An 18,083-nucleotide genomic window follows, 5' to 3' on the forward strand; every position below is an offset into this window, starting at 1 on the left:
ACAGTGCGGGGATCGGTTCAACGACGCCGAGTCGTTCCGGCGCTTCGCTGGACCGACGTGCTTAAACCGCATCCCCCCAGCGCCAGCGGCGGGCGCGGGCGTAATCGGCCTTGGCGCGTCGCGGGACCCTTGCAATGGCAACGCCGTCGGGCGTGCAGAGCTTGGCTGAAATCTCGACCTTGCCGACATCGGGCTGGGCCAGCACCCGCGACGGACGCGCCGTCATGGGCGCGCGCGTCAGCACGACATAGGCGAAGCGTTCGTCCTCGAACGGCGCGTCGGCGCCCTTGATCTGCTTGTGCGCGCGCGAGCGCTGCAGGCGCTGCGAGAAGTGGCACCAGTCCGGCGCGACAAGCGGACAGGCGCCGTCATGCGGGCAGGGTGCCGCGACATGGGCGCCGGCCGCAATCAAGCGTGCGCGGAGTGAGATGATGCGTGCATAGCCCGCGGGCGTGCCGGGTTCGATCACCAGCAGCGTGTCGTTCGTCCTGTCCCACATCGCATCGGCGAGCGCGGCGCGCTCGGCGTCGCCGATCTCGCCGATCATGTAGCTAGCGACGACAAGGTCGGCTGAGTCGGCATGCGCGACAAAGACGCGAGCTTGTCCGAGCTCGTAGGTGAGGCCGCGCAGCCGTCCACTCTTGCGGGTGAGGTCCAGTGCCAGCGTGCGCAGGGCGTCATTGGCATCGAGCAAGGTGAAATCCCGCAACGACGGGAAAACTTCCGCTGCCGCCCAACTCGCCGTGCCGGGCCCGGCCCCGACATCGAGCAGGCTTTTGGGCGCAAAGTCCGGCCGCATCTCCGTCAGTGCATTGAGGCTCGCGACAACCGCCGCATAGGTCGCCGGCATCCGCGCCAGCGCGTAGGCCAGTGCATCGGTCTCGGTCTTGATTGTCCCCGAGCCGCCGCCGTCGCGATAGGTCTGCGAGATCACCGAGGCCCGGCTCGCCGCATCGTTGCGCGACAGGCCTTCGAGCCTGGCGTTGAGCGCGGCCTTCAGTTCGGCGGGAAGATCGGGTGAGGTCATCGTCTGTCGTCATCCTGAGGTGCGAGCGCTTGCGAGCCTCGAAGCATGACGATCACGAGTCGTGGCCCATCCTTCGAGACGCCGCGCAATGGCTCCTCGGGATGACGCCAGAATGTGCTACGCCACGTTCTGGTCGAGGATATCCACTGCGCCCTGCAGGTCGACCGAGACCAGCTGCGACACGCCGCGTTCGGCCATGGTGACGCCGAACAGCCGGTTCATCCGCGCCATCGTGATCGGATTGTGCGTGATGATGATGAAGCGCGTGTCGGTCGAGCCGGTCATTTCGTGCAGGAGGGTGCAGAACCGTTCGACGTTGTGGTCGTCGAGCGGCGCGTCGACTTCGTCCAGCACGCAGATCGGCGACGGGTTGGTGAGGAACACCGCGAAGATCAGGGAGAGCGCGGTCAAAGCCTGTTCACCGCCCGAGAGCAGCGACAGCGTCTGCGGCTTCTTGCCCGGGGGCTTGGCGATGATCTCGAGGCCGGCTTCGAGCGGATCATCGCTCTCGATCAGATGCAGCGCGGCTTCGCCGCCGCCGAACAGCTCGGTGAACAGCCGCTTGAAGTGGTTGTTGACGGTCTCGAACGAGGTCAGGAGCCGCTCGCGGGCCTCGCGGTTGAGGCTCTGGATGCCCTGGCGCAGCCGCTTGATCGCCTCGACGAGGTCGTCGCGCTCGGTGGTCAGCGCGGTGTGCTGGGTTTCGACTTCCTTGAGCTCTTCCTCGGCGCGCAGGTTGACGGCACCCAGCCGCTCGCGGTCGCGGCGCAGCTTTTCCAGCTCTTCCTCGACCTGACCGACCGGCGGCAACTCTGCGCCGGGCTCGATCTCGGCGAGGCCGACGACCGCCTGCGGCTCCACCTCGAGCATGTCGTGGATCTCGCGCTCGATGTCGACGAGACGGCGGCGCGTGCCTTCCATGCGTTCCTCGGCACGCGCGGTGCCTTCGCGGGCGCTGGAGAGCGCTTCGAGCGAGGTCTTGGCGAGGCGGTCGGTTTCTGCCATCGCGGCCTCGGCGGTCGCCAGCGCGTCGGCGGCGATACGACGGTCGCTCTCGGCATGCTCGATCTCGGAGATCAGCGCGCTGCGCTTCTCGGCGAACACTTCCGGCGCGTTGGCGAGTTCTTCTCGCTCGATCGAGACCTCGGCGATGCGGGCCTCGATGGTCTCGACCTGTGAGGCCGCGCTGGTCTTGCGGTTCTGCCAATCGTTGCGCTCGGCGAGGATCGCCTGCACGCGGCGGTCGGCAAGCTCGGCCTCGCGGGCGAGCGCCTGCGCCTCGGCGCGAACCTGGGCCGCGCCACGGCGCTGATTGTCGATCTCGGCGCGCACCGCGGCCAGCTGGGCCTCGGTCTCGACACCAGGCGGCAGCTCGGTCAGGGCTGCGACCGCGCTCTCGTGGGCGGCTTCTGCCTCTGCGCGGTCCGCAGCGACGCGGCTGTGGGCCTCGGTCAGCGCCGATTTGCGCGCGGCATGGCGGTTGATCTCGCGTTCGGTCGCGGCATGACGCTCGCGCGCCGCGTCGGTCTCGCGGCGGGCAGCCCGCACGGCTTCGCGGGAGGCGGCTTCGGCCGCCGACGCAGACCGCAGTTCCGCTTCCGCCGTCTCCAGCGCCTGGCGCTTGGCGGCCGCATCGATGCGGGCCTGTTCCAGCTCGTGCTCGATATCGACGAGGCGCGCGCGCTCGGCCAGCCGCCGTGCGGCGCCGGTCGGCGCATGCGCGTCGGCGACAAAGCCGTCCCAGCGCCAGACGTCGCCCTCGAGCGACACCAGCCGCTGGCCGGTCTTGAGCTGCGACACCAGCGCCGCGCCGCGGTCCTTGGTGACGACGCCGATCTGCGCCAGGCGCCGCGCCAGTTCCGGCGGCGCCTGCACATGGTCGGCCAGCCGCTCGACACCGTCGGGCAACGCAGGGTCATCCCCGGCTGCGCCGGCATTGGTCCAGCGCATCGGCGCCGAGGGATCGACCGGCGCGTCGAGGTCGTCGCCGAGCACGGCGCCGATCGCCTTCTCATAACCCTTGGCGACCGTGATGCCGTCGATGATCGGCGGCCACAGATTCTTGGTCTCGCTGGTGACCAGCTTCGAGATGGTGCGGGCTTCGGTCTCGAGCCGCTGCACGCGCTTCTCGGCTTCCGTGAGCGGGTTGCGCGAGGACTCCAGCGTCTGCCGCGCCGCGGCGTGATGGGACTCGCTGGCCTGCACGGCAGCCTCGGATTCGGCGAGCGTCTGCTGCGCCATCTCCATGGCTGCCGCCAGCGCATCGATGTCGCCGATATTGCCGGTTTCCTGCGCAAGCCTGGCCTCTTCGGCTTGGACGTTGGCGATTTCCTGATCGAGCCGCGCCAGCCGGTCGCGATGCGTGCGCACGCCGGCCTCGAGTTGGTTGCGCTTCGCCGTGAGGTCGGCGAGCTCCGTGGTGAGCTCGGTGAACTGCCGTTCCGTCGCCGCCAAAATGGCTTCGGCCTCGGCGACGCGTTCATCGACACCGGAACGTTTCTCGACGCGCGACTTGATCTCTTCCTTCAGCTCGGCGTCTTCGGTGTCGAGGCGCTGCAGCGCGATGTCGGCATCCGAGGTCTGCTGTTGTTCGCGCGCGATGTCGCCGGCGAACTGGGTCAGGCGGCGATCGAGCTCGCCGACGCGCTCCTTGGCGCGCTGCTCTTCGCGGTCGAGCATCTCGCGCGCGTTGGTCAGGCGCTGCAGGCCCGCTGCAGCCCGCGCCTCGGCATCGCGCAGCGCCGGCAGTTCGGCGGCGCGGATCGCCTGGATGCGGGCGGCTTCCGCCTGCTCGCGGGTCCGCTCGGCCATCTCGCGCACGGCGACATCGTGGGTGTGCGCGGCGTCGTTGACGTCGGCGTTGGCCTCGATCCAGCGCAGGTGGAACAGCATGGCCTCGGACTTGCGCACCTTGGCCGCGACCTCGCGGTAGCGAATCGCCTGCCGCGCCTGCTTTTTCAGCCCGTCCATCTGGCCGGTGAGCTGGCCAATCACGTCCTCGACGCGAGTCAGGTTGGTTTCGGCCGCCTTGAGCCGCAGTTCCGCCTCGTGACGGCGGGCGTGCAGGCCGGCGACGCCGGCGGCATCTTCCAGCACGCGGCGGCGCTGCTCGGGCTTGGCCTGGATGATTTCACCGATCTTGCCTTGGTGAACCAGCGCCGGCGAGCGCGCGCCGGTGGCGGCGTCGGCAAACAGGATCTGCACGTCGCGGGCGCGCACGTCGCGGCCATTGATGCGGTAGACCGAGCCGGCCTCGCGCTCGATGCGGCGGGAGATTTCGAGGATCTGGCTGTCGTTGACGGCAGCCGGTGCCGAGCGATCGGAATTGTCGATCGTCATCACGACTTCGGCGTGGTTGCGCGCCGGACGATTGCCGGAACCGGCGAAGATCACCGCGTCCATGTCGGCGGCGCGGAGCGACTTGTGCGAGGTCTCGCCCATCGCCCAGCGCAGCGCTTCAACGAGATTGGATTTGCCGCAGCCGTTCGGTCCGACGACACCGGTCAGGCCCGGTTCGATCATGAAGTCGGTGGGTTCAACGAACGACTTGAAACCGTGGAGGCGGAGGCGCGTGAGCTTCATGTACACAAATCTCGCTTGGCCGGGCGCGAATCTCCCTGCCGTGACAATACCATAGAAGGCAATGTCGGTGTGTGGGTGAGTCGCTGCATGCAGCTCTCATGGAGCGGGACAATGGCGAGGCCCGCGCGCAAGGGCAACCGCTTGACGCGGCTTTTCCCAAGGGATTTGCAGGGGTTTTGCAGCAGTTTTGCGACATCGGCGGGTCGCAACAATTCAATTTCAGTAAATCGAGTTTTCAACAGCGAATTCGATGTGCAGGCTCGATTCCTGGAGCAGGATTTCATCGACGATCACGATGTCGTCGATGAAACAGCGCGGCGCGCCGTCGATCTTTGGGACGTCGAGGGCGAATCTCAATCCGGTCGGCGGCAGCCGATCAGCTCTTCAGCAGCGCGTCGATATGCTTGCTGAATTCCTCGAACGAGGTCTCACCCTTCAGCGTCTCGCCATTGATGAAGAAGGTCGGCGTCGAGTTCACCTTCAGCACATCGTTGGCGTATTTCTGGTCGGCGGCGATCTTGTCGAGCAGCTTCTGATCCTTCAGGCAGTCCTCGACCTGCTGCTCGCTCAGTCCAGCCTGCTTGCCGATCCGCGTCAGCGTCTCGGTGGTGTTCTTCATCACCCAGTCATTCTGCTGGCGGAACAGGAGGTCGATCACGGCGAAGTACTTCGGCGCGTCATCCTTGGCGATGCAGCGCGCCAGCATCGAGCCGGCGGCGGCTTTGATATCGAGCGGGAATTCGCGGAACACGTAACGGACCTTGCCAGTGTCGATGTAGGTTGACTTGATCTTCGGGAACACGGTCTCGTTGAAGTTGGCGCAGTGCGGGCAGGTCATCGAGGCATATTCGGTGATGGTCACCTTGGCGTCCTGCGGGCCGAGCGCCATGTCGGGCAGCGACTGCGGCTTGGCGACCTCGGCGGCGGTCTGCGCGAAGGCGCTGCTGATCAGGCGCAGCGGCGAGAGGCCGGCGAGGGCGGCAAGCCCGGTCAACGAGAGAGCGGTGTTGAAGGCGCGGCGGGTGATGATCAAGGTCTGCTCCCGGATTGGCGCATTCACGCCGGAAAGAAGGGTCCCGAAAAAGAAGCCTTCGCTAGCTTGAAACGACCATCGTGGCAATGGCGGGTTCCTTCGCCGGAATGGTCGAAAAGCGTCAATTTCGCTTGATCGAGGCGCCTAGCCGGGCCAGCGCCGCGCGCAGTTCCTCGTCCTCCACGGCAGCGAGGCCTTCGGCGACCCGGGCGATCGACTTCCCATCGGGCGCCTGGGCGCGGATGGGACGACTGCGCCGCGACAACGGCGCCTGCCGGATGGTCAGCCGGCCGACCGCATGCCAGCCGAAGAAGCGGTTCACCCGTTCGAGGATGACGTCGGAGGAATGCTGGATCTCCAGCGCCATCGGCCCCTCGACGCGCAGCACCAGCGTTGCCGGCTCCTGCGGCTGCCCCTCCACCGGCCGCGGCCACTGCATCTTCAACGGCTCGCAATAAGCCGCGATCCGCTCGCCCGCGATCTCGGTCCAGCGCGTCACCAATTCGCGGGCGGCAAAGCCCTGCTTGGCGTAGGCGTCGGTAAAGACGTCGCTGAGCAGGATGGACAGGGGTTTTGCGCTGATCGGGCCGGGCTTGGACATGCGGGACTTATAGCAGCGGGACCAGCGCAACCGAAACCGTGTCAATCGTCGTGGCCGGGCGCGACCCGGCCATCCACGTCTTTGTGCCCAAGAAGAAAGGCGTGGATGCCCGGGACAAGCCCGGGCACGACGTAGAGAGATCTGCGTCGGGGTCTTAGAATACGTCCATGAGTTCTCGCGCGGCCGCCAAAACGAAACCGACCGATGATCGTGCCGACCGCCCGGCGCAGCTGCTGGCCTGGTACGACCGGCATCGCCGCCGGCTGCCATGGCGGGCCGCGGCGGGGGAGCTGGCTGATCCGTACCGGGTGTGGCTGTCGGAGATCATGCTGCAGCAGACCACGGTCAAGGCGGTCGGGCCCTATTTCGAGAAATTCGTGTCGCGCTGGCCGGATGTCACGGCACTCGGCCGCACCTCGCTCGACGACGTGCTGCGGATGTGGGCCGGGCTCGGCTATTATTCCCGCGCGCGCAATCTGCACGCCTGTGCGGTCGCGGTGTTGAATGACCATGCTGGAGTGTTTCCGGACACCGAAGACGGCCTTCGCGCGTTGCCGGGGATCGGGCCTTACACGGCTGCGGCGATCGCCGCGATCGCGTTCGACCGCCACACCATGCCGGTGGACGGCAATATCGAGCGTGTGGTCACGCGGCTCTATGCGGTCGAGGAGCCGCTGCCGCAGGCCAAGCCCCTGATCCAGCAATTGGCGGCGACTTTGCTCGGCCCATCCCGCGCCGGTGACAGCGCGCAGGCATTGATGGATCTGGGCGCCACGATCTGCACGCCGAAGAAGCCCGCGTGTTCGCTCTGCCCGCTGAATGACGACTGCACCGCGCTTGCCCGAGGCGACCAGGAGACGTTCCCGCGCAAGGTATCGAAGAAGAGCGGCACGCTGCGCCGCGGGGCCGCCTTCGTGGTCACGCGCGGCGGCGAATTGCTGGTGCGCTCGCGCCCGGAAAAGGGCCTGCTCGGCGGCATGACTGAGGTGCCGGGATCGGAATGGCTTGCGGGGCAGGAGGACAAGGCAGCGCTCGCGCAGGCGCCCGGGCTCAAAGGCGTCGCGCGCTGGCATCGCAAGGCCGGCGTCGTCACCCATGTGTTTACGCATTTTCCGCTGGAACTGGTGGTCTACACCGCCAGCGTTCCGTCGCGAACGCGTGCGCCCGAGGGCATGCGCTGGGTGCCGGTCGCGACCCTGGATGGCGAGGCGTTCCCGAACGTCATGCGCAAGGTCGTCGCGCACGGTCTCGATCTCTAAAGCGCGATGAGATCGGGTTGGATCGTCATCGCGCTTTAGCTTCTTGTTTAACCATGATCTCCGCGCAAACGCGTCCCGCGTTTGTCGCGAGGGAAAGCCGCTCCACACTTTTCCGGATCATGTTTTGGCGCCGGCGTATCCTGCTGACACCATGCTGGCAGCAGGGCTCGGTTACGACCTCAGGCAAACGGAGGCCGCCATGCTCGCAACCGCGCTCGACCACATCCCCACGCCGCCCTGCGCCAAGCTGCTCGGCTGGCGCCTCATCGATGCCCGCCCGCAGGACGGCTGGATCAGGATCCTGTTCGACGGCAAGGAGGCGTTCTGCAATCCCGCCGGCTTCGTCCAGGGCGGCATGCTCTCGGCGATGCTCGACGACACGATGGGGCCGGCGGTGTTTGTGATGACCGAGGGTCGCCTCTACACCACGACCATTACGATGAACGTGAACTTCATGGCGCCCGCGAAGCCCGGGCCGATCACCGGCGAAGCGACGGTGACCCAGCTTGGGAAGACGATTGCCTTTGTCGAAGGCCGCCTGACGGCCAAGGACGGCACGTTGCTCGCGACGGCGACAAGCAGCATCCGGCTGGTGGAGTCGGCGCGGGCCCTACGGTAGGGGGCGCGTCTACGTCATGCCCGCCCGCTGTACGATCGGCGGCTTGGCGTTCAGGCCCTCGACCTGGAAGCCGGCGACGCGCTTGTAGTTGGCGGCGATGTCTTCGAGTTCCTGCTGCGACAGCACCTCGGTGACGACACCGAAACCGTTTGGCGCGCGCTCCTCGACGAGCTGCATCACCTGCTCCGGCCCGTTGCGGCGATTCAGCATCACGAGATCGGTGGTGGCCGGCCGCCTTTCGGCCTCGTAGGCGGCCAGCGCCGCCTGCGTCGCGCCGTGCGCCAGGATCTCACGGGTCAGCACCCGCGCGTCCAGGATCGCCTGCGAGGCGCCGTTGGAGCCGATCGGATACATCGGATGCGCGGCGTCACCCATCAGCGTGACTCGGCCGAACGTCCATTGCGGGATCGGATCGCGATCGACCAGCGGATACTCATAGGCATGCGGGCAGTTCCGGATCAGGCCCGGCACGTCGAGCCAGTCGAAGTCCCAGCTCTCGAACCACGGCAGGAACTCGTCGAGTTTTGCAGTGCGGTTGTAGTCCTCGCGGCGCCATTGATAGGTCGGCGGCATGTGGCGCTCGGCGACCCAGTTGATGTCGAACTTGCCGTCGGCGCCGGCCTGCTTCGAGATCGGGTAGCAGACGAATTTCAGGATCTCGTGGCCGGCCATGATCATGGTGCGGCCGGTGAGGAAGGCGTTGGCGCGCGTGATGCCGCGCCACAGGATGCGGCCGTTCCAGATCGGCGGCCCCTCGTTCGGATAGAGCTTCTCGCGCACCACGGAATGGATGCCGTCGGCCGCGATCAGGACCGCACCCTCGTAGCTGCCGGCCGGCTTGCCGGTCGCCCGGTCGATGAAGTCGGCGCGGACGCCGTCCGCGGTCTCGGTCCAGCCGGCGAGGTGATGGCTGGTCAGGATGTTCTCTCGCCCCAGCCGTTCGATCGCTGCGTCGAGCAGGATCTGCTGCAGCCGGCCGCGATGGATCGAGAACTGCGGCCATTTGTAGCCGGCCTCGAGCCCGCGCGGCTCGCTCCAGATCGGCTTGCCGTGCTTGGAGAAATAGGCGAGCTCGCGCGTGCGCACCGCCTCGGCGTCGAGCCGGTCATGCAGGCCGAGCTCGATCAACTCGCGCACCGCATGCGGCAACACATTGATGCCGACGCCGAGCGGCCTCAGCTCGGGCACGCTCTCGAACACGCGGCAGGGAACGCCGATCTGGTGCAGGCTGAGCGCCAGCGTCAACCCGCCAATTCCGCCACCGGCAATGAGTACAGTCATGAAAAGCCCTCTCGATCGGCCATGGTCATGGCACGGCAGCGCCGCTGGGGGCAACCGCGAAACCTTGCGACATTGGGTAGGGATGGACGGCAAACGGCGGGGCCGTTAACGTCCGCCGCGTCAAAACAAATAAGCGAGGGCCGGGTTCTCAACGAACCGACAAGGCCCGAAGAGGACAGCACCATGCTCAAGCTTTATTTCGCCCCCGGGACCTGCGCGCTTGCCTCCCATATCGCGCTGGCCGAAGCCGGCACGCCCTATTCGGTCGAGAAGCTCGACTTCAAGGCCAACCAGCAGAACAGCCCGGAGTATCTGAAGATCAATCCGAAGGGCCGCGTGCCGACGCTGGTGACCGATCGCGGCGTGCTGACCGAGACGCCGGCGATCCTGGCCTACATCGCGCAGAGCTTCCCGCAGGCGAAGCTCGCGCCGCTCGACGATGCTTTCGCGTTTGCCAAGCTCCAGGCGTTCAACTCCTATCTCTGCTCGACGGTGCATGTCTGCCACGCGCACAAGATGCGCGGCGCGCGCTGGGCGACGGAAGAGAGCTCGTTCGCCGACATGAAGAAGATGATCCCGAAGACGATGGGCGCCTGCTTCAACCTGATCGAGCGCGACATGTTGCAGGGCCCGTGGGTGATGGGCGAGAACTACACGGTCGGCGATTGCTATCTCTACACGCTGACGCTCTGGCTCGACGGCGACGGCGTCGATATAGCAACCTTGCCGAAGGTGAAGGCGCACAAGGAGCGAATGGAGCAGCGCCCGGCCGTGCAGAAGGTGCTCGCCGAGCAGAAGGGTTAAGCAACACTCGCTGTCGTCCCGGCCAAGCGAAGCGCGAGCCGGGACCCATAACCCCAAATCGCGATTGTTGTGCGACACTGGGGCCGCTGGATTGTTTCATCACGACAAGCGGTGGTTATGGGTCCCTGCTTTCGCAGGGACGACATGTGGATGGAATTGCGCTAAGTAGCCTTCCGCGCCTCCAGCTCCGGCCCCGTCTCCAGCACCAGCCTGCGCAGCCAGATCGAGCCCGGATCCATCTGGGCGCGTGTCGGATAGAACATGTGCTGCTCGTCGATCCCGGGATCGAACGGCGGCGTCACCATCACCAGCGACAATTGCTTCGACAGCGCCGAGATCAGCCGGCGCGGCACGAAGGCGACGAGGTCGGTGCGCGCGGTGATGTGCAGCGCCTCGATATAGCCCGGCACCACCAGCGCGATCCGCCGCTCGATGCCTTTCGGACGCAGCCAGGTGTCGATCAGATCCTCGTTCTGGCCGCGGATCACCACCGCGACGTGGCGCGCGGCGAGGAACGCCTCGCGCTTCCTGAGCTTCGTGCCAGCCGGATGGCCGCGCCGCACTGCGAGCGCATCGCTGTCGGTATAGAGCCGCTGGCGGTGAAACCCCTTGAAGGCGTCGCCGATCGAGATCACGAGATCGATGGTGCGGGCGAACTCCGGCGTGAAGATCGCGGGGCCGCGCCACGGCACCACGTCGATGGTGACGTTCGGCGCGGCCTGCGTGATCTTTTCCATCAGCCGCGGCATCATGAGCTCGACCGCGAGATCAGGCATCATCAGCCGGAAATGCCGCTCGCTGCGCGCGGCGTCGAAATCGTCAGGCTCGAACAGCGCGCGGACCTGGTCGAGCGCCTGCGCCAACGGCCCGCGCAACGTCTGCGCCCGCGGCGTCAACTCCATCCGCGCGCCGTTGCGCACCAGCAGCGGATCGCCGATCAGGTCGCGCAGCCGCTGCAACGCATGGCTGGTCGCGGGCTGTGACAGATGCAGCCGCATCGCGGCGCGGCTGACATTGACTTCCCTCAGCAACGCGTCGAGCGCGACCAACAGATTGAGGTCAAGCGAATTCAAATTCATGCGGTGGATATATATCATACCACCTATCGATTGGAAGAATGTTCGTTCGCGACGCAGGATCCGCCCTCATCCAATCGAAGGAGAGCCGCCATGAGCGCAGCCGACAACAAGACACTGGTGCAAGAGATGTTCGCGATTGCGGGTGACCCCGATCCTGCCGTGCGTGAGAAATCCCTGTTCATGGCGCGTCTTGCCGACGACGCGACCTGGACCGTGATGGGGCAGTATTCCTGGTCGCGCACCTTCACCGGCAAGCAATCGATCCTCACCGACCTGCACGGCCACGTCCGGTCGAAGCTGGTCGAGCGCGGCCGCACCATCGCGCATCGCTTCATCGCCGACGGCGACATCGTCGTGGTCGAGGCCAAGGGCAACAACCTCACCAAGTCGGGCCAGCGCTACGACAATGATTATTGCCTGGTGCTGCGGTTCGACGGCGGCAGGATCAAGGAGGTGAGGGACTATTGCGACTCGGTCCTGACCGAGAAGGCGCTCGGCCCGTTTCCGGCTCCATAGCCACGTGCCGCGACGGTGCGGCAGAAACGAAAACGGCGCCCGAACGGGCGCCGTTTGCTTGTCATGCCGACCGGCTCACGCCACCTTGTTCTTGAGGTGACCGAACATGATGTTGCGGGCCTCGTCGTCCATCTCGGTCTTGAAGGTGTGCTTGTCCTTCAGCGCGATCGCGCGCGCCGCTGCCGGGCGCGCCGAGATCTCGTCGACCAGCCGCTTCACGTTCGGATATTTCGCGTAGCCTTCCTCGCCAAGCACGAACGGCGCCATCCGCGCCCAGCCCCAGAACGCCATGTCGACGATGGTGTAGCTGTCGCCGACCATGTAACGCGATTTCGCCAGGTGATCGTCGAGGATCTTGTAGTGGCGATGCGCCTCGTACTGGTAGCGGTTGTTCGCGTAGTCGAGGTCCTTCGGCGCGAAATGCTTGAAGTGCACGGCCTGGCCCGAATAGGGGCCGAGGCCGGTCGCGATGAACATCAGCCAGGATAGCGTCGCCGCGCGGTTGGCCGGCGTGTTGGCGGGCAGGAACTTGCCGTGCTCCTCGGCGAGGTAAAGCAGGATGGCGTTGGAGTCGAACACGAAGATGCCGTCGTCGTCGATCGCCGGCACCTTGGCGTTCGGATTGACCTTCAGGAAGTCGGGCGCGAACTGGTCGCCCTTCCGCGTGTCGACCGGGATCGCCTCGAAGGGCAGGCCGGACTCCTCCAGGAACAGTGCGACCTTGTTCGGGTTCGGCGCGCCGTTGAAATAGAATTTGATCATGAAGGGACTCCCTTGGTTTGCTGACCGACTGGTGATGTGACCGATGAGATCGGGGCGCGGCGGGGGAAGGCCGCGAGCGATCCTTCTTGCGCAAATTTTATTGCGATGCGCAAGCGACGAGTTTGTGAAACCGCGCACCTTGCGGCGCCTCGGAAATGACCGGGAGGGAGAAAGATACCTTAGCGATCTCGCAAGCTGGGCAAGGAGAGGCGTGCCCGCCGCCGGCAGGGGAAATCACGCAGATGCGGTGGGCACGACGCGTCGCGCCGATGCCCATCTGACTATTCCTTGAGAGGCCTCAGCTGGCCTGCGCCATCTCGGAGCGAATCTCGGCGCGCAGTTCGTCGATCAGCCGCAACCCGTTCTTGGTCTCGACGTGCCAGAAGGTCCAGCCGTTGCAGGCTCCGGATCCTTGCGCGACCGCGCCGATTCGATGGATCGAGCCGACCTTGTCGCCGAGCATGATGGCACCGTCGGCGCGGACCAGCGCACCATGGCGCTTCTTGGCGTCGACCAGCTTTGCGCCGGGCATGATCATGCCGCGCTCGATCAGTTCGGAGAACGCGACGCGCGGTGCGTCGCGCGCGGTCATGAACGGCGCGAGCGTGGCGTTCGGCAGCGGTTCGATTGCGGCGATGCGCGCTTCGGCCGCGGCAGCGTAGGCCCGATCGCGCTCGAAGCCGATATAGTTGCGGCCGAGCCGCTTGGCGACGGCGCCGGTGGTGCCGGTGCCGTTAAACGGATCGATCACGAGATCGCCGGGCTTCGACGACGACAGCAGCACGCGGGCGAGCAGTTGCTCGGGCTTTTGCGTCGGATGCACCTTCTTGCCGTCATCACCCTTCAGGCGCTCTTCGCCGGTGCACAGAGGGATCAGCCAGTCGGAGCGCGCCTGCACGTCCTCATTGGCCGCCTTCAGCGCTTCGTAATTGAAGGTGTAACCCTTGGCCTTCTCGTCCCGCGCGGCCCAGATCATGGTCTCGTGCGCGTTGGTGAAGCGGCGACCGCGGAAGTTCGGCATCGGATTGGATTTGCGCCACACGATGTCGTTCAGCAGCCAGAAGCCGAGGTCCTGCATGATCGCGCCGACGCGGAAGATGTTGTGATAGGAGCCGATCACCCACAGCGTGGCCGACGGCTTCATCACGCGGCGGCAGGCGAGCAGCCAGGCGCGGGTGAAATCGTCGTAGGCGGAGAACGAGGAGAACTTGTCCCACTCGTCATTGACGGCATCGACATGCGATTCGTCGGGGCGCTTGAGATCACCCTTCAGCTGCAGATTATAAGGAGGGTCTGCGAAGACCAGGTCGACCGAGCCGGCCGGAAGCTTCGACAACTCGGCCACGCAATCGCCAATGACGATGTGGCTCGATGGGGCATTCTCAAATTTAGTGCGGGGCGCCCTTGCAGACGCCCCGCGACGCGACACTACCATGACTCAAGAACTCTGACTCAGGCGACGCTGTCGGCGACGCGGGACTAAACAACCGACTGGCCATACATTGACGGGCCAAAGTAAAAATCGACTTAATTGGAAATGATCGCGTAAAAGATTGCCGCGCCTTTCGAGCGAGGTGGCGCATCGTCATTCGCGTTGTGCTGCAACATCAGCGCGTTCCGCGAAAAATTTCGCAGATCATCAAACGGGCACGATTGGACCGGTAGATTGGCCCGCACCTCTAGCTTTGTTCGCCGCAGGGATGCGCGTCTGCGGACTAGGCAATTTTTGCCGGGCGGGTTATTGATTAACAGAATGGAAATTTTACGTTGGTGTGTCCCACGTTGGGGCGCCGACTGGAATGAAGGGAAAGCGTCATGCGCTACGATGACTTCCGCCGCAGCGACGATGTCGAAGACCGTCGCGACGAAGGCGGGATGGGCGGCGGCGGTGGCGGCGGTTTCGGCCTTCCGATGGGCGGCGGTGGTGGTCTCGGCATCGGCACCATCATCGTGCTCGGCCTGCTCGGCTATGCCTTCGGCATCGACCCGCGCGTCCTCATCGGCGGTGCGGAAATTCTCACTGGCGGTGGTCAGGCGCCGACCTACCAGACCGACCGTCGGACGTCGGGCGGGCAGGTCAAGCGCGGCGCGCCGACCGATGAGATGGGCAGCATGATATCAGGCATCCTCGGCGAGATCGACGACCGCTGGAGCGAGATCTTCCAGGCCAGCGGCCAGTCCTACACCGGTCCGAAAGTCGTGCTGTTCCGCAACGCCACCAATGGCGGCCGCTGCGGCATGGCGCAGTCGGCGATGGGCCCGTTCTACTGCCCGCCGGACAAGACCATCTTCCTCGACACCGGCTTCTTCCGCGAGGTCGAAACCCGCTTCCGCGGTTGCTCAGGCAATGCCTGCAAGTTCACCGCAGCCTATATCATTGCGCATGAGGCCGGCCATCACATCCAGAACCTGCTCGGCATCCTGCCGCGGGTGACGCGGCTGCAGCAGCAGGCGGGCAGCAAGGCGGAATCCAATGCGCTGCAGGTCAGGGTCGAACTGCAGGCCGATTGCCTCTCCGGCGTCTGGGTCAACCGGGAGGAGAAGAAGCGACCGGGCTTCCTCGAGGCCGGCGACATCGACGCCGCGCTCACCACCGCGAACGCGATCGGCGACGACACGCTGCAGCGGCAGGCGACGGGCAGGGTGGTGCCCGACTCCTTCACCCACGGCTCCGCCGCGCAACGCAAGCAATGGTTTATGACCGGCTATCAGCAGGGCACGGTGCAGGCCTGCAACACGTTCGGTGGCGGTTAATTCTAGCTAGCGGCCCTTGGTAGCGTGATGCACCGCGCCACGCTGTCATAGCGTCATCCTGAGGTGCTCGCCTCTTGGCGAGCCTCGAAGGATGACGGAGCCCGTGGCCCATCCTTCGAGGCTCGCTTCGCGAGCACCTCAGGATGACGTCAGTGTATGAGGTGCACGATGTCTTCGATCGACGAATCCAAAACCTTCATCCCGCTCAACATCGCGGTGCTGACGATTTCCGACACCCGCTCGCTGGCGGATGACAAGTCGGGCACCACGCTGGCCGATCGGCTCACGGCGGCCGGTCACAAGCTTGCAGGCCGCGAGATCGTGACCGACGATGTCGAGGCCATCCGCGCCGTGGTCAGGCGCTGGATCGCGGATCCCGGCGTCGATGCCGTGATCACGACCGGCGGCACCGGCTTCACCGGCCGCGACGTGACGCCCGAAGCGATCGAGCCGCTGTTCGAGAAGCGCATGGACGGCTTTTCAATCGCCTTCCACATGCTGAGCCACGCCAAGATCGGGGTGTCGACGATCCAAAGCCGCGCCACTGCTGGCGTCGCAGGCGCAACCTTCATCTTCTGCCTGCCCGGTTCGCCCGGCGCCTGCCGCGACGGCTGGGACGGCATTCTGGCCGCGCAACTCGACTACCGCACGCGCCCCTGCAATTTCGTCGAGATCATGCCGCGGCTCGACGAGCATCTGCGCCGGCCGAAGGCGAAGGGCGCGAGCGCGTAGCAGCTGTCATTCCAGGCGTACGAAGCACGAACCCGGAATCTCGCACAACAACTTCGAGATTCTCCGGTGCGCAATTGCGCACCGTAGTTCATCGCTGCGTGATGCTCCGGAATGACGGCTGGAAGCCAATTAGCTGCGGCTGATGAATCTGATCAACGCGCGCCACAACGCCCAAACGGCGCTGCGATACGCTTCCGCACGAAGCGCGTGGGCTCTGCGCGTATAGAATGTGACGAGCTCCGCCGTCACGCGCCGCGCAGGTCCGCGGCGCTGTGGCTTCATAGCTCCAGTTCCCAGGTCTCGCCGATGAGGTCGACGCCAAAGCTGTGGTGGTTCTCTTCCTTGACGCGTTGGAAGCCCGCGCGCGCGTAGATGCCACGTGCTGCGACCAGAATGCTCTGGGTCCACAGTGTCATCTTCTTGTAGCGCTTCTCGCGTGCGGAGCGGATGCATTGCTCGACCAGCGCGCGGCCGACGCCGAGCCCACGCGCCTTTTCCTCGACCAACAGCAGCCGCAGCTTGGCGATTCCGTTGCCTCCGTTGACCAGGAAGATCGAGCCGACCGGCTCGCCGTCGACCTCCGCGATCCAGCAATGCTCGTAGGTCGGATCGAACGATCTAAGAAATTGCGCGCAGATCTCCGCCACCAATGCCTCGTAGCTGATGTCCCAGCCATATTCCTCCGCGTAAGCGCGTCCCTGTCGTGAAACGACCCAGCCCATGTCGCCGACGCGATGGCTGCGCAGCAGGAAGCCGACCGGCTTCTCGGCCACTGGCTCCAGCGACTGCTCGATCGTGCTCATGGCACGGACCACTGCGACGCGGCGGTTGCCGTCCATCTGCTTCAACAGCGCCGCGACCTCGCTGCGCGAGCGGCTTTCAAGGTCGGCGGCTGCGGCTCGGCCCTTGGCGGTCAGGGCCACCTCATTGACGCGCTTGTCGGCTTTCGACGGCTTGCGCGTCACGATCTGGCGTCGCTGCAGCGTTTGCAGCGTGCGGCTGACGAAGCCGGCATCGAGGTCGAGATCGCCCACCAGATCAGTCGCGGTGCAGTGTTCGCGATGCGCGAGTTCGTAGATGATCCGCGCCTCCTGCAGCGTGAACGGGGAGTGCAGCAGCTTCGGCTCGATGATGCCGAGCTTGCGGGTGTAGAACCGGTTGAAGCCGCGGATCGCGGCGACCTGGCTCTCGAGTGTGCCGTCAATGATATTTGATTTCATCAAGTACATTATTTGACGGAATCAAATAATGCGCAAGGGCTTTCTATGGGACCATGATCCGGCTGCGCAGGATGGTGCGGGACGACCGGCCGAGCTGGCGCAACAGCCGCGCCTCCGAGCGGGGGGCATCGGGCCGGTAGCCCCCGATCCGCTCATAATGGTCGCGGGCGATCAGGAGGCCCTGTTCGGCCGAGGGGCCTGCGATCATGCGGGCGACGAATTTGAGGCCGTCGCGCAGGCCGGCGTCGGTGTAGGGCGAACGGGCGTAGCGGAAGATACCGGCGCGGTCCTTGCCGCTCGCCGCGACCATCTGGATGAACTGGGTGGTTTCCTCGATCCAGCCGTGATCGAGCACGGCGCCCGGATGCAGGAACATCAGCCAGGGCGAGCGGGCCTGCCGCGCGCCGGCGGCGAGCGCTGCGGCGCGGCTGCCCTCGAAACGCAGGAACCGGCAGCCCGCGACGTCTGCGACCCGCTCCATCACCTCGGTGTTGGTGCGATCGACCAGCAGCACCTCGCGGATGGTGCCCGCGGCCGCGCCCGGCACCAGCGCGGCCAGCGTCGCGACCACGGTACGTTCGATCCCGTCGGTCGGAATGATTACGCTCAGCATGAGTGAGGCTTCGGTGGCTCAAACGGTTGAAAAGCTGAGCTGTGTTATCACCTTGTCATATTCAAAGCAGCCTGTGCGGCTGCGGATTCTTGCGCCAGTGCGGTGTGGAATTTTACAGCGCGTGTTCTTGATTTGTTCCTAAGCTGTGTTAGCTTCACAGCATGAGCCGAGCATCCTCTCATGCCCTCAAGCACCCGCCGG

General features: G+C 65.5%; 17 protein-coding genes. 7 read left to right on the forward strand and 10 right to left on the reverse strand.

Going from position 1 to position 18,083, the window contains the following annotated elements; translation table 11 throughout:
* Positions 1-61: 61 nt before the first annotated feature.
* Positions 62-1,027, reverse strand: coding sequence for a small ribosomal subunit Rsm22 family protein (locus AS156_RS17385; RefSeq protein WP_066506609.1), 966 nt, complete (start codon positions 1,025-1,027; stop codon positions 62-64).
* 117 nt (positions 1,028-1,144) lie between these two features.
* On the reverse strand, positions 1,145-4,609 hold the full coding sequence (gene smc / locus AS156_RS17390) for a chromosome segregation protein SMC (RefSeq protein ID WP_066506613.1): 3,465 nt from the start codon (positions 4,607-4,609) through the stop codon (positions 1,145-1,147).
* A gap of 111 nt (positions 4,610-4,720) precedes the next feature.
* Between smc and AS156_RS42115 the strand changes: the two genes are divergently transcribed.
* Positions 4,721-5,020, forward strand: a complete 300-nt coding sequence (locus AS156_RS42115; protein ID WP_136626276.1) for a hypothetical protein — start codon at positions 4,721-4,723, stop codon at positions 5,018-5,020.
* On the opposite strand, the gene AS156_RS17395 is transcribed toward AS156_RS42115, so the two are convergent.
* Together AS156_RS17395 and AS156_RS17400 are read right to left on the reverse strand one after the other, a co-directional pair.
* The gene (locus AS156_RS17395) at positions 4,986-5,642 is read right to left on the reverse strand and encodes a DsbA family protein (RefSeq protein WP_066506615.1); all 657 of its coding nucleotides are present in this window, start codon (positions 5,640-5,642) and stop codon (positions 4,986-4,988) included. The two genes, AS156_RS42115 and AS156_RS17395, sit on opposite strands and share 35 nt — an antisense overlap.
* 121 nt (positions 5,643-5,763) lie before the next feature.
* On the reverse strand, positions 5,764-6,243 hold the full coding sequence (locus AS156_RS17400) for a DUF721 domain-containing protein (RefSeq protein ID WP_066506617.1): 480 nt from the start codon (positions 6,241-6,243) through the stop codon (positions 5,764-5,766).
* A 167-nt stretch (positions 6,244-6,410) separates the two neighbouring features.
* On the opposite strand from AS156_RS17400, the gene mutY reads away from it, so the two are divergent.
* Positions 6,411-7,502 carry an A/G-specific adenine glycosylase gene (gene mutY / locus AS156_RS17405; RefSeq protein WP_066506619.1) on the forward strand — a complete coding sequence of 364 codons (1,092 nt, stop codon included), beginning with the start codon at positions 6,411-6,413 and terminating at the stop codon, positions 7,500-7,502.
* A 199-nt stretch (positions 7,503-7,701) separates the two neighbouring features.
* A complete protein-coding gene (locus tag AS156_RS17410) occupies positions 7,702-8,121 on the forward strand; it encodes a PaaI family thioesterase (RefSeq protein WP_066506675.1) in 420 nt (139 codons plus the stop codon).
* Between the two features lie 9 nt (positions 8,122-8,130).
* On the opposite strand, the gene AS156_RS17415 is transcribed toward AS156_RS17410, so the two are convergent.
* Entirely contained in the window at positions 8,131-9,402 is a 1,272-nt protein-coding gene (locus tag AS156_RS17415) for a flavin-dependent oxidoreductase (RefSeq protein ID WP_066506621.1), read from the reverse strand.
* Positions 9,403-9,585: 183 nt separating this feature from the next.
* Here AS156_RS17415 and AS156_RS17420 point away from each other — a divergent pair, with 183 nt between their 5' ends.
* A complete protein-coding gene (locus AS156_RS17420; protein ID WP_066506624.1) occupies positions 9,586-10,206 on the forward strand; it encodes a glutathione S-transferase family protein in 621 nt (206 codons plus the stop codon).
* A gap of 161 nt (positions 10,207-10,367) precedes the next feature.
* Here AS156_RS17420 and AS156_RS17425 read toward each other — a convergent pair whose 3' ends face one another.
* Positions 10,368-11,285 carry a LysR family transcriptional regulator gene (locus AS156_RS17425; RefSeq protein WP_066506626.1) on the reverse strand — a complete coding sequence of 306 codons (918 nt, stop codon included), beginning with the start codon at positions 11,283-11,285 and terminating at the stop codon, positions 10,368-10,370.
* A 90-nt stretch (positions 11,286-11,375) separates the two neighbouring features.
* Here AS156_RS17425 and AS156_RS17430 point away from each other — a divergent pair, with 90 nt between their 5' ends.
* On the forward strand, positions 11,376-11,801 hold the full coding sequence (locus AS156_RS17430) for a nuclear transport factor 2 family protein (protein ID WP_066506630.1): 426 nt from the start codon (positions 11,376-11,378) through the stop codon (positions 11,799-11,801).
* Positions 11,802-11,876: 75 nt separating this feature from the next.
* On the opposite strand, the gene AS156_RS17435 is transcribed toward AS156_RS17430, so the two are convergent.
* Both AS156_RS17435 and AS156_RS17440 read right to left on the reverse strand, forming a co-directional pair.
* The gene (locus tag AS156_RS17435; protein ID WP_066506633.1) at positions 11,877-12,563 is read right to left on the reverse strand and encodes a glutathione S-transferase family protein; all 687 of its coding nucleotides are present in this window, start codon (positions 12,561-12,563) and stop codon (positions 11,877-11,879) included.
* Between the two features lie 298 nt (positions 12,564-12,861).
* Positions 12,862-13,998 (reverse strand): site-specific DNA-methyltransferase, encoded by a 1,137-nt coding sequence (locus tag AS156_RS17440; protein ID WP_066506636.1) that lies wholly within the window; start codon positions 13,996-13,998, stop codon positions 12,862-12,864.
* Positions 13,999-14,378: 380 nt separating this feature from the next.
* On the opposite strand from AS156_RS17440, the gene ypfJ reads away from it, so the two are divergent.
* Complete coding sequence (gene ypfJ, locus AS156_RS17445) at positions 14,379-15,317, forward strand: KPN_02809 family neutral zinc metallopeptidase (RefSeq protein WP_066506639.1); 939 nt, start codon at positions 14,379-14,381, stop codon at positions 15,315-15,317.
* A gap of 168 nt (positions 15,318-15,485) precedes the next feature.
* Positions 15,486-16,049 carry a molybdenum cofactor biosynthesis protein B gene (gene moaB, locus AS156_RS17450; protein WP_066506642.1) on the forward strand — a complete coding sequence of 188 codons (564 nt, stop codon included), beginning with the start codon at positions 15,486-15,488 and terminating at the stop codon, positions 16,047-16,049.
* A gap of 278 nt (positions 16,050-16,327) precedes the next feature.
* On the opposite strand, the gene AS156_RS17455 is transcribed toward moaB, so the two are convergent.
* The gene (locus AS156_RS17455; RefSeq protein WP_066506678.1) at positions 16,328-17,269 is read right to left on the reverse strand and encodes a bifunctional helix-turn-helix transcriptional regulator/GNAT family N-acetyltransferase; all 942 of its coding nucleotides are present in this window, start codon (positions 17,267-17,269) and stop codon (positions 16,328-16,330) included.
* A gap of 43 nt (positions 17,270-17,312) precedes the next feature.
* The gene (locus tag AS156_RS17460) at positions 17,313-17,882 is read right to left on the reverse strand and encodes a glycosyltransferase family protein (RefSeq protein WP_066506644.1); all 570 of its coding nucleotides are present in this window, start codon (positions 17,880-17,882) and stop codon (positions 17,313-17,315) included.
* Positions 17,883-18,083: the final 201 nt, after the last annotated feature.

Source organism: Bradyrhizobium macuxiense (assembly GCF_001542415.1).
Taxonomy (GTDB): Bacteria; Pseudomonadota; Alphaproteobacteria; order Rhizobiales; family Xanthobacteraceae; genus Bradyrhizobium; species Bradyrhizobium macuxiense.

Coding starts and splice junctions, on each gene's coding strand:
- AS156_RS17410 (WP_066506675.1), top strand. CDS start 7,702: ATGCTCGCAACCGCGCTCGACCACATCCCCACGCCGCCCTGCGCCAAG.
- AS156_RS17440 (WP_066506636.1), bottom strand. CDS start 13,998: ATGGTAGTGTCGCGTCGCGGGGCGTCTGCAAGGGCGCCCCGCACTAAA.
- AS156_RS17460 (WP_066506644.1), bottom strand. CDS start 17,882: ATGCTGAGCGTAATCATTCCGACCGACGGGATCGAACGTACCGTGGTC.
- mutY (WP_066506619.1), top strand. CDS start 6,411: ATGAGTTCTCGCGCGGCCGCCAAAACGAAACCGACCGATGATCGTGCC.
- AS156_RS17455 (WP_066506678.1), bottom strand. CDS start 17,269: ATGAAATCAAATATCATTGACGGCACACTCGAGAGCCAGGTCGCCGCG.
- ypfJ (WP_066506639.1), top strand. CDS start 14,379: ATGCGCTACGATGACTTCCGCCGCAGCGACGATGTCGAAGACCGTCGC.
- AS156_RS17415 (WP_066506621.1), bottom strand. CDS start 9,402: ATGACTGTACTCATTGCCGGTGGCGGAATTGGCGGGTTGACGCTGGCG.
- moaB (WP_066506642.1), top strand. CDS start 15,486: ATGTCTTCGATCGACGAATCCAAAACCTTCATCCCGCTCAACATCGCG.
- AS156_RS17430 (WP_066506630.1), top strand. CDS start 11,376: ATGAGCGCAGCCGACAACAAGACACTGGTGCAAGAGATGTTCGCGATT.
- AS156_RS17435 (WP_066506633.1), bottom strand. CDS start 12,563: ATGATCAAATTCTATTTCAACGGCGCGCCGAACCCGAACAAGGTCGCA.
- AS156_RS17400 (WP_066506617.1), bottom strand. CDS start 6,243: ATGTCCAAGCCCGGCCCGATCAGCGCAAAACCCCTGTCCATCCTGCTC.
- AS156_RS17385 (WP_066506609.1), bottom strand. CDS start 1,027: ATGACCTCACCCGATCTTCCCGCCGAACTGAAGGCCGCGCTCAACGCC.
- AS156_RS42115 (WP_136626276.1), top strand. CDS start 4,721: ATGGCGAGGCCCGCGCGCAAGGGCAACCGCTTGACGCGGCTTTTCCCA.
- smc (WP_066506613.1), bottom strand. CDS start 4,609: ATGAAGCTCACGCGCCTCCGCCTCCACGGTTTCAAGTCGTTCGTTGAA.
- AS156_RS17420 (WP_066506624.1), top strand. CDS start 9,586: ATGCTCAAGCTTTATTTCGCCCCCGGGACCTGCGCGCTTGCCTCCCAT.
- AS156_RS17425 (WP_066506626.1), bottom strand. CDS start 11,285: ATGAATTTGAATTCGCTTGACCTCAATCTGTTGGTCGCGCTCGACGCG.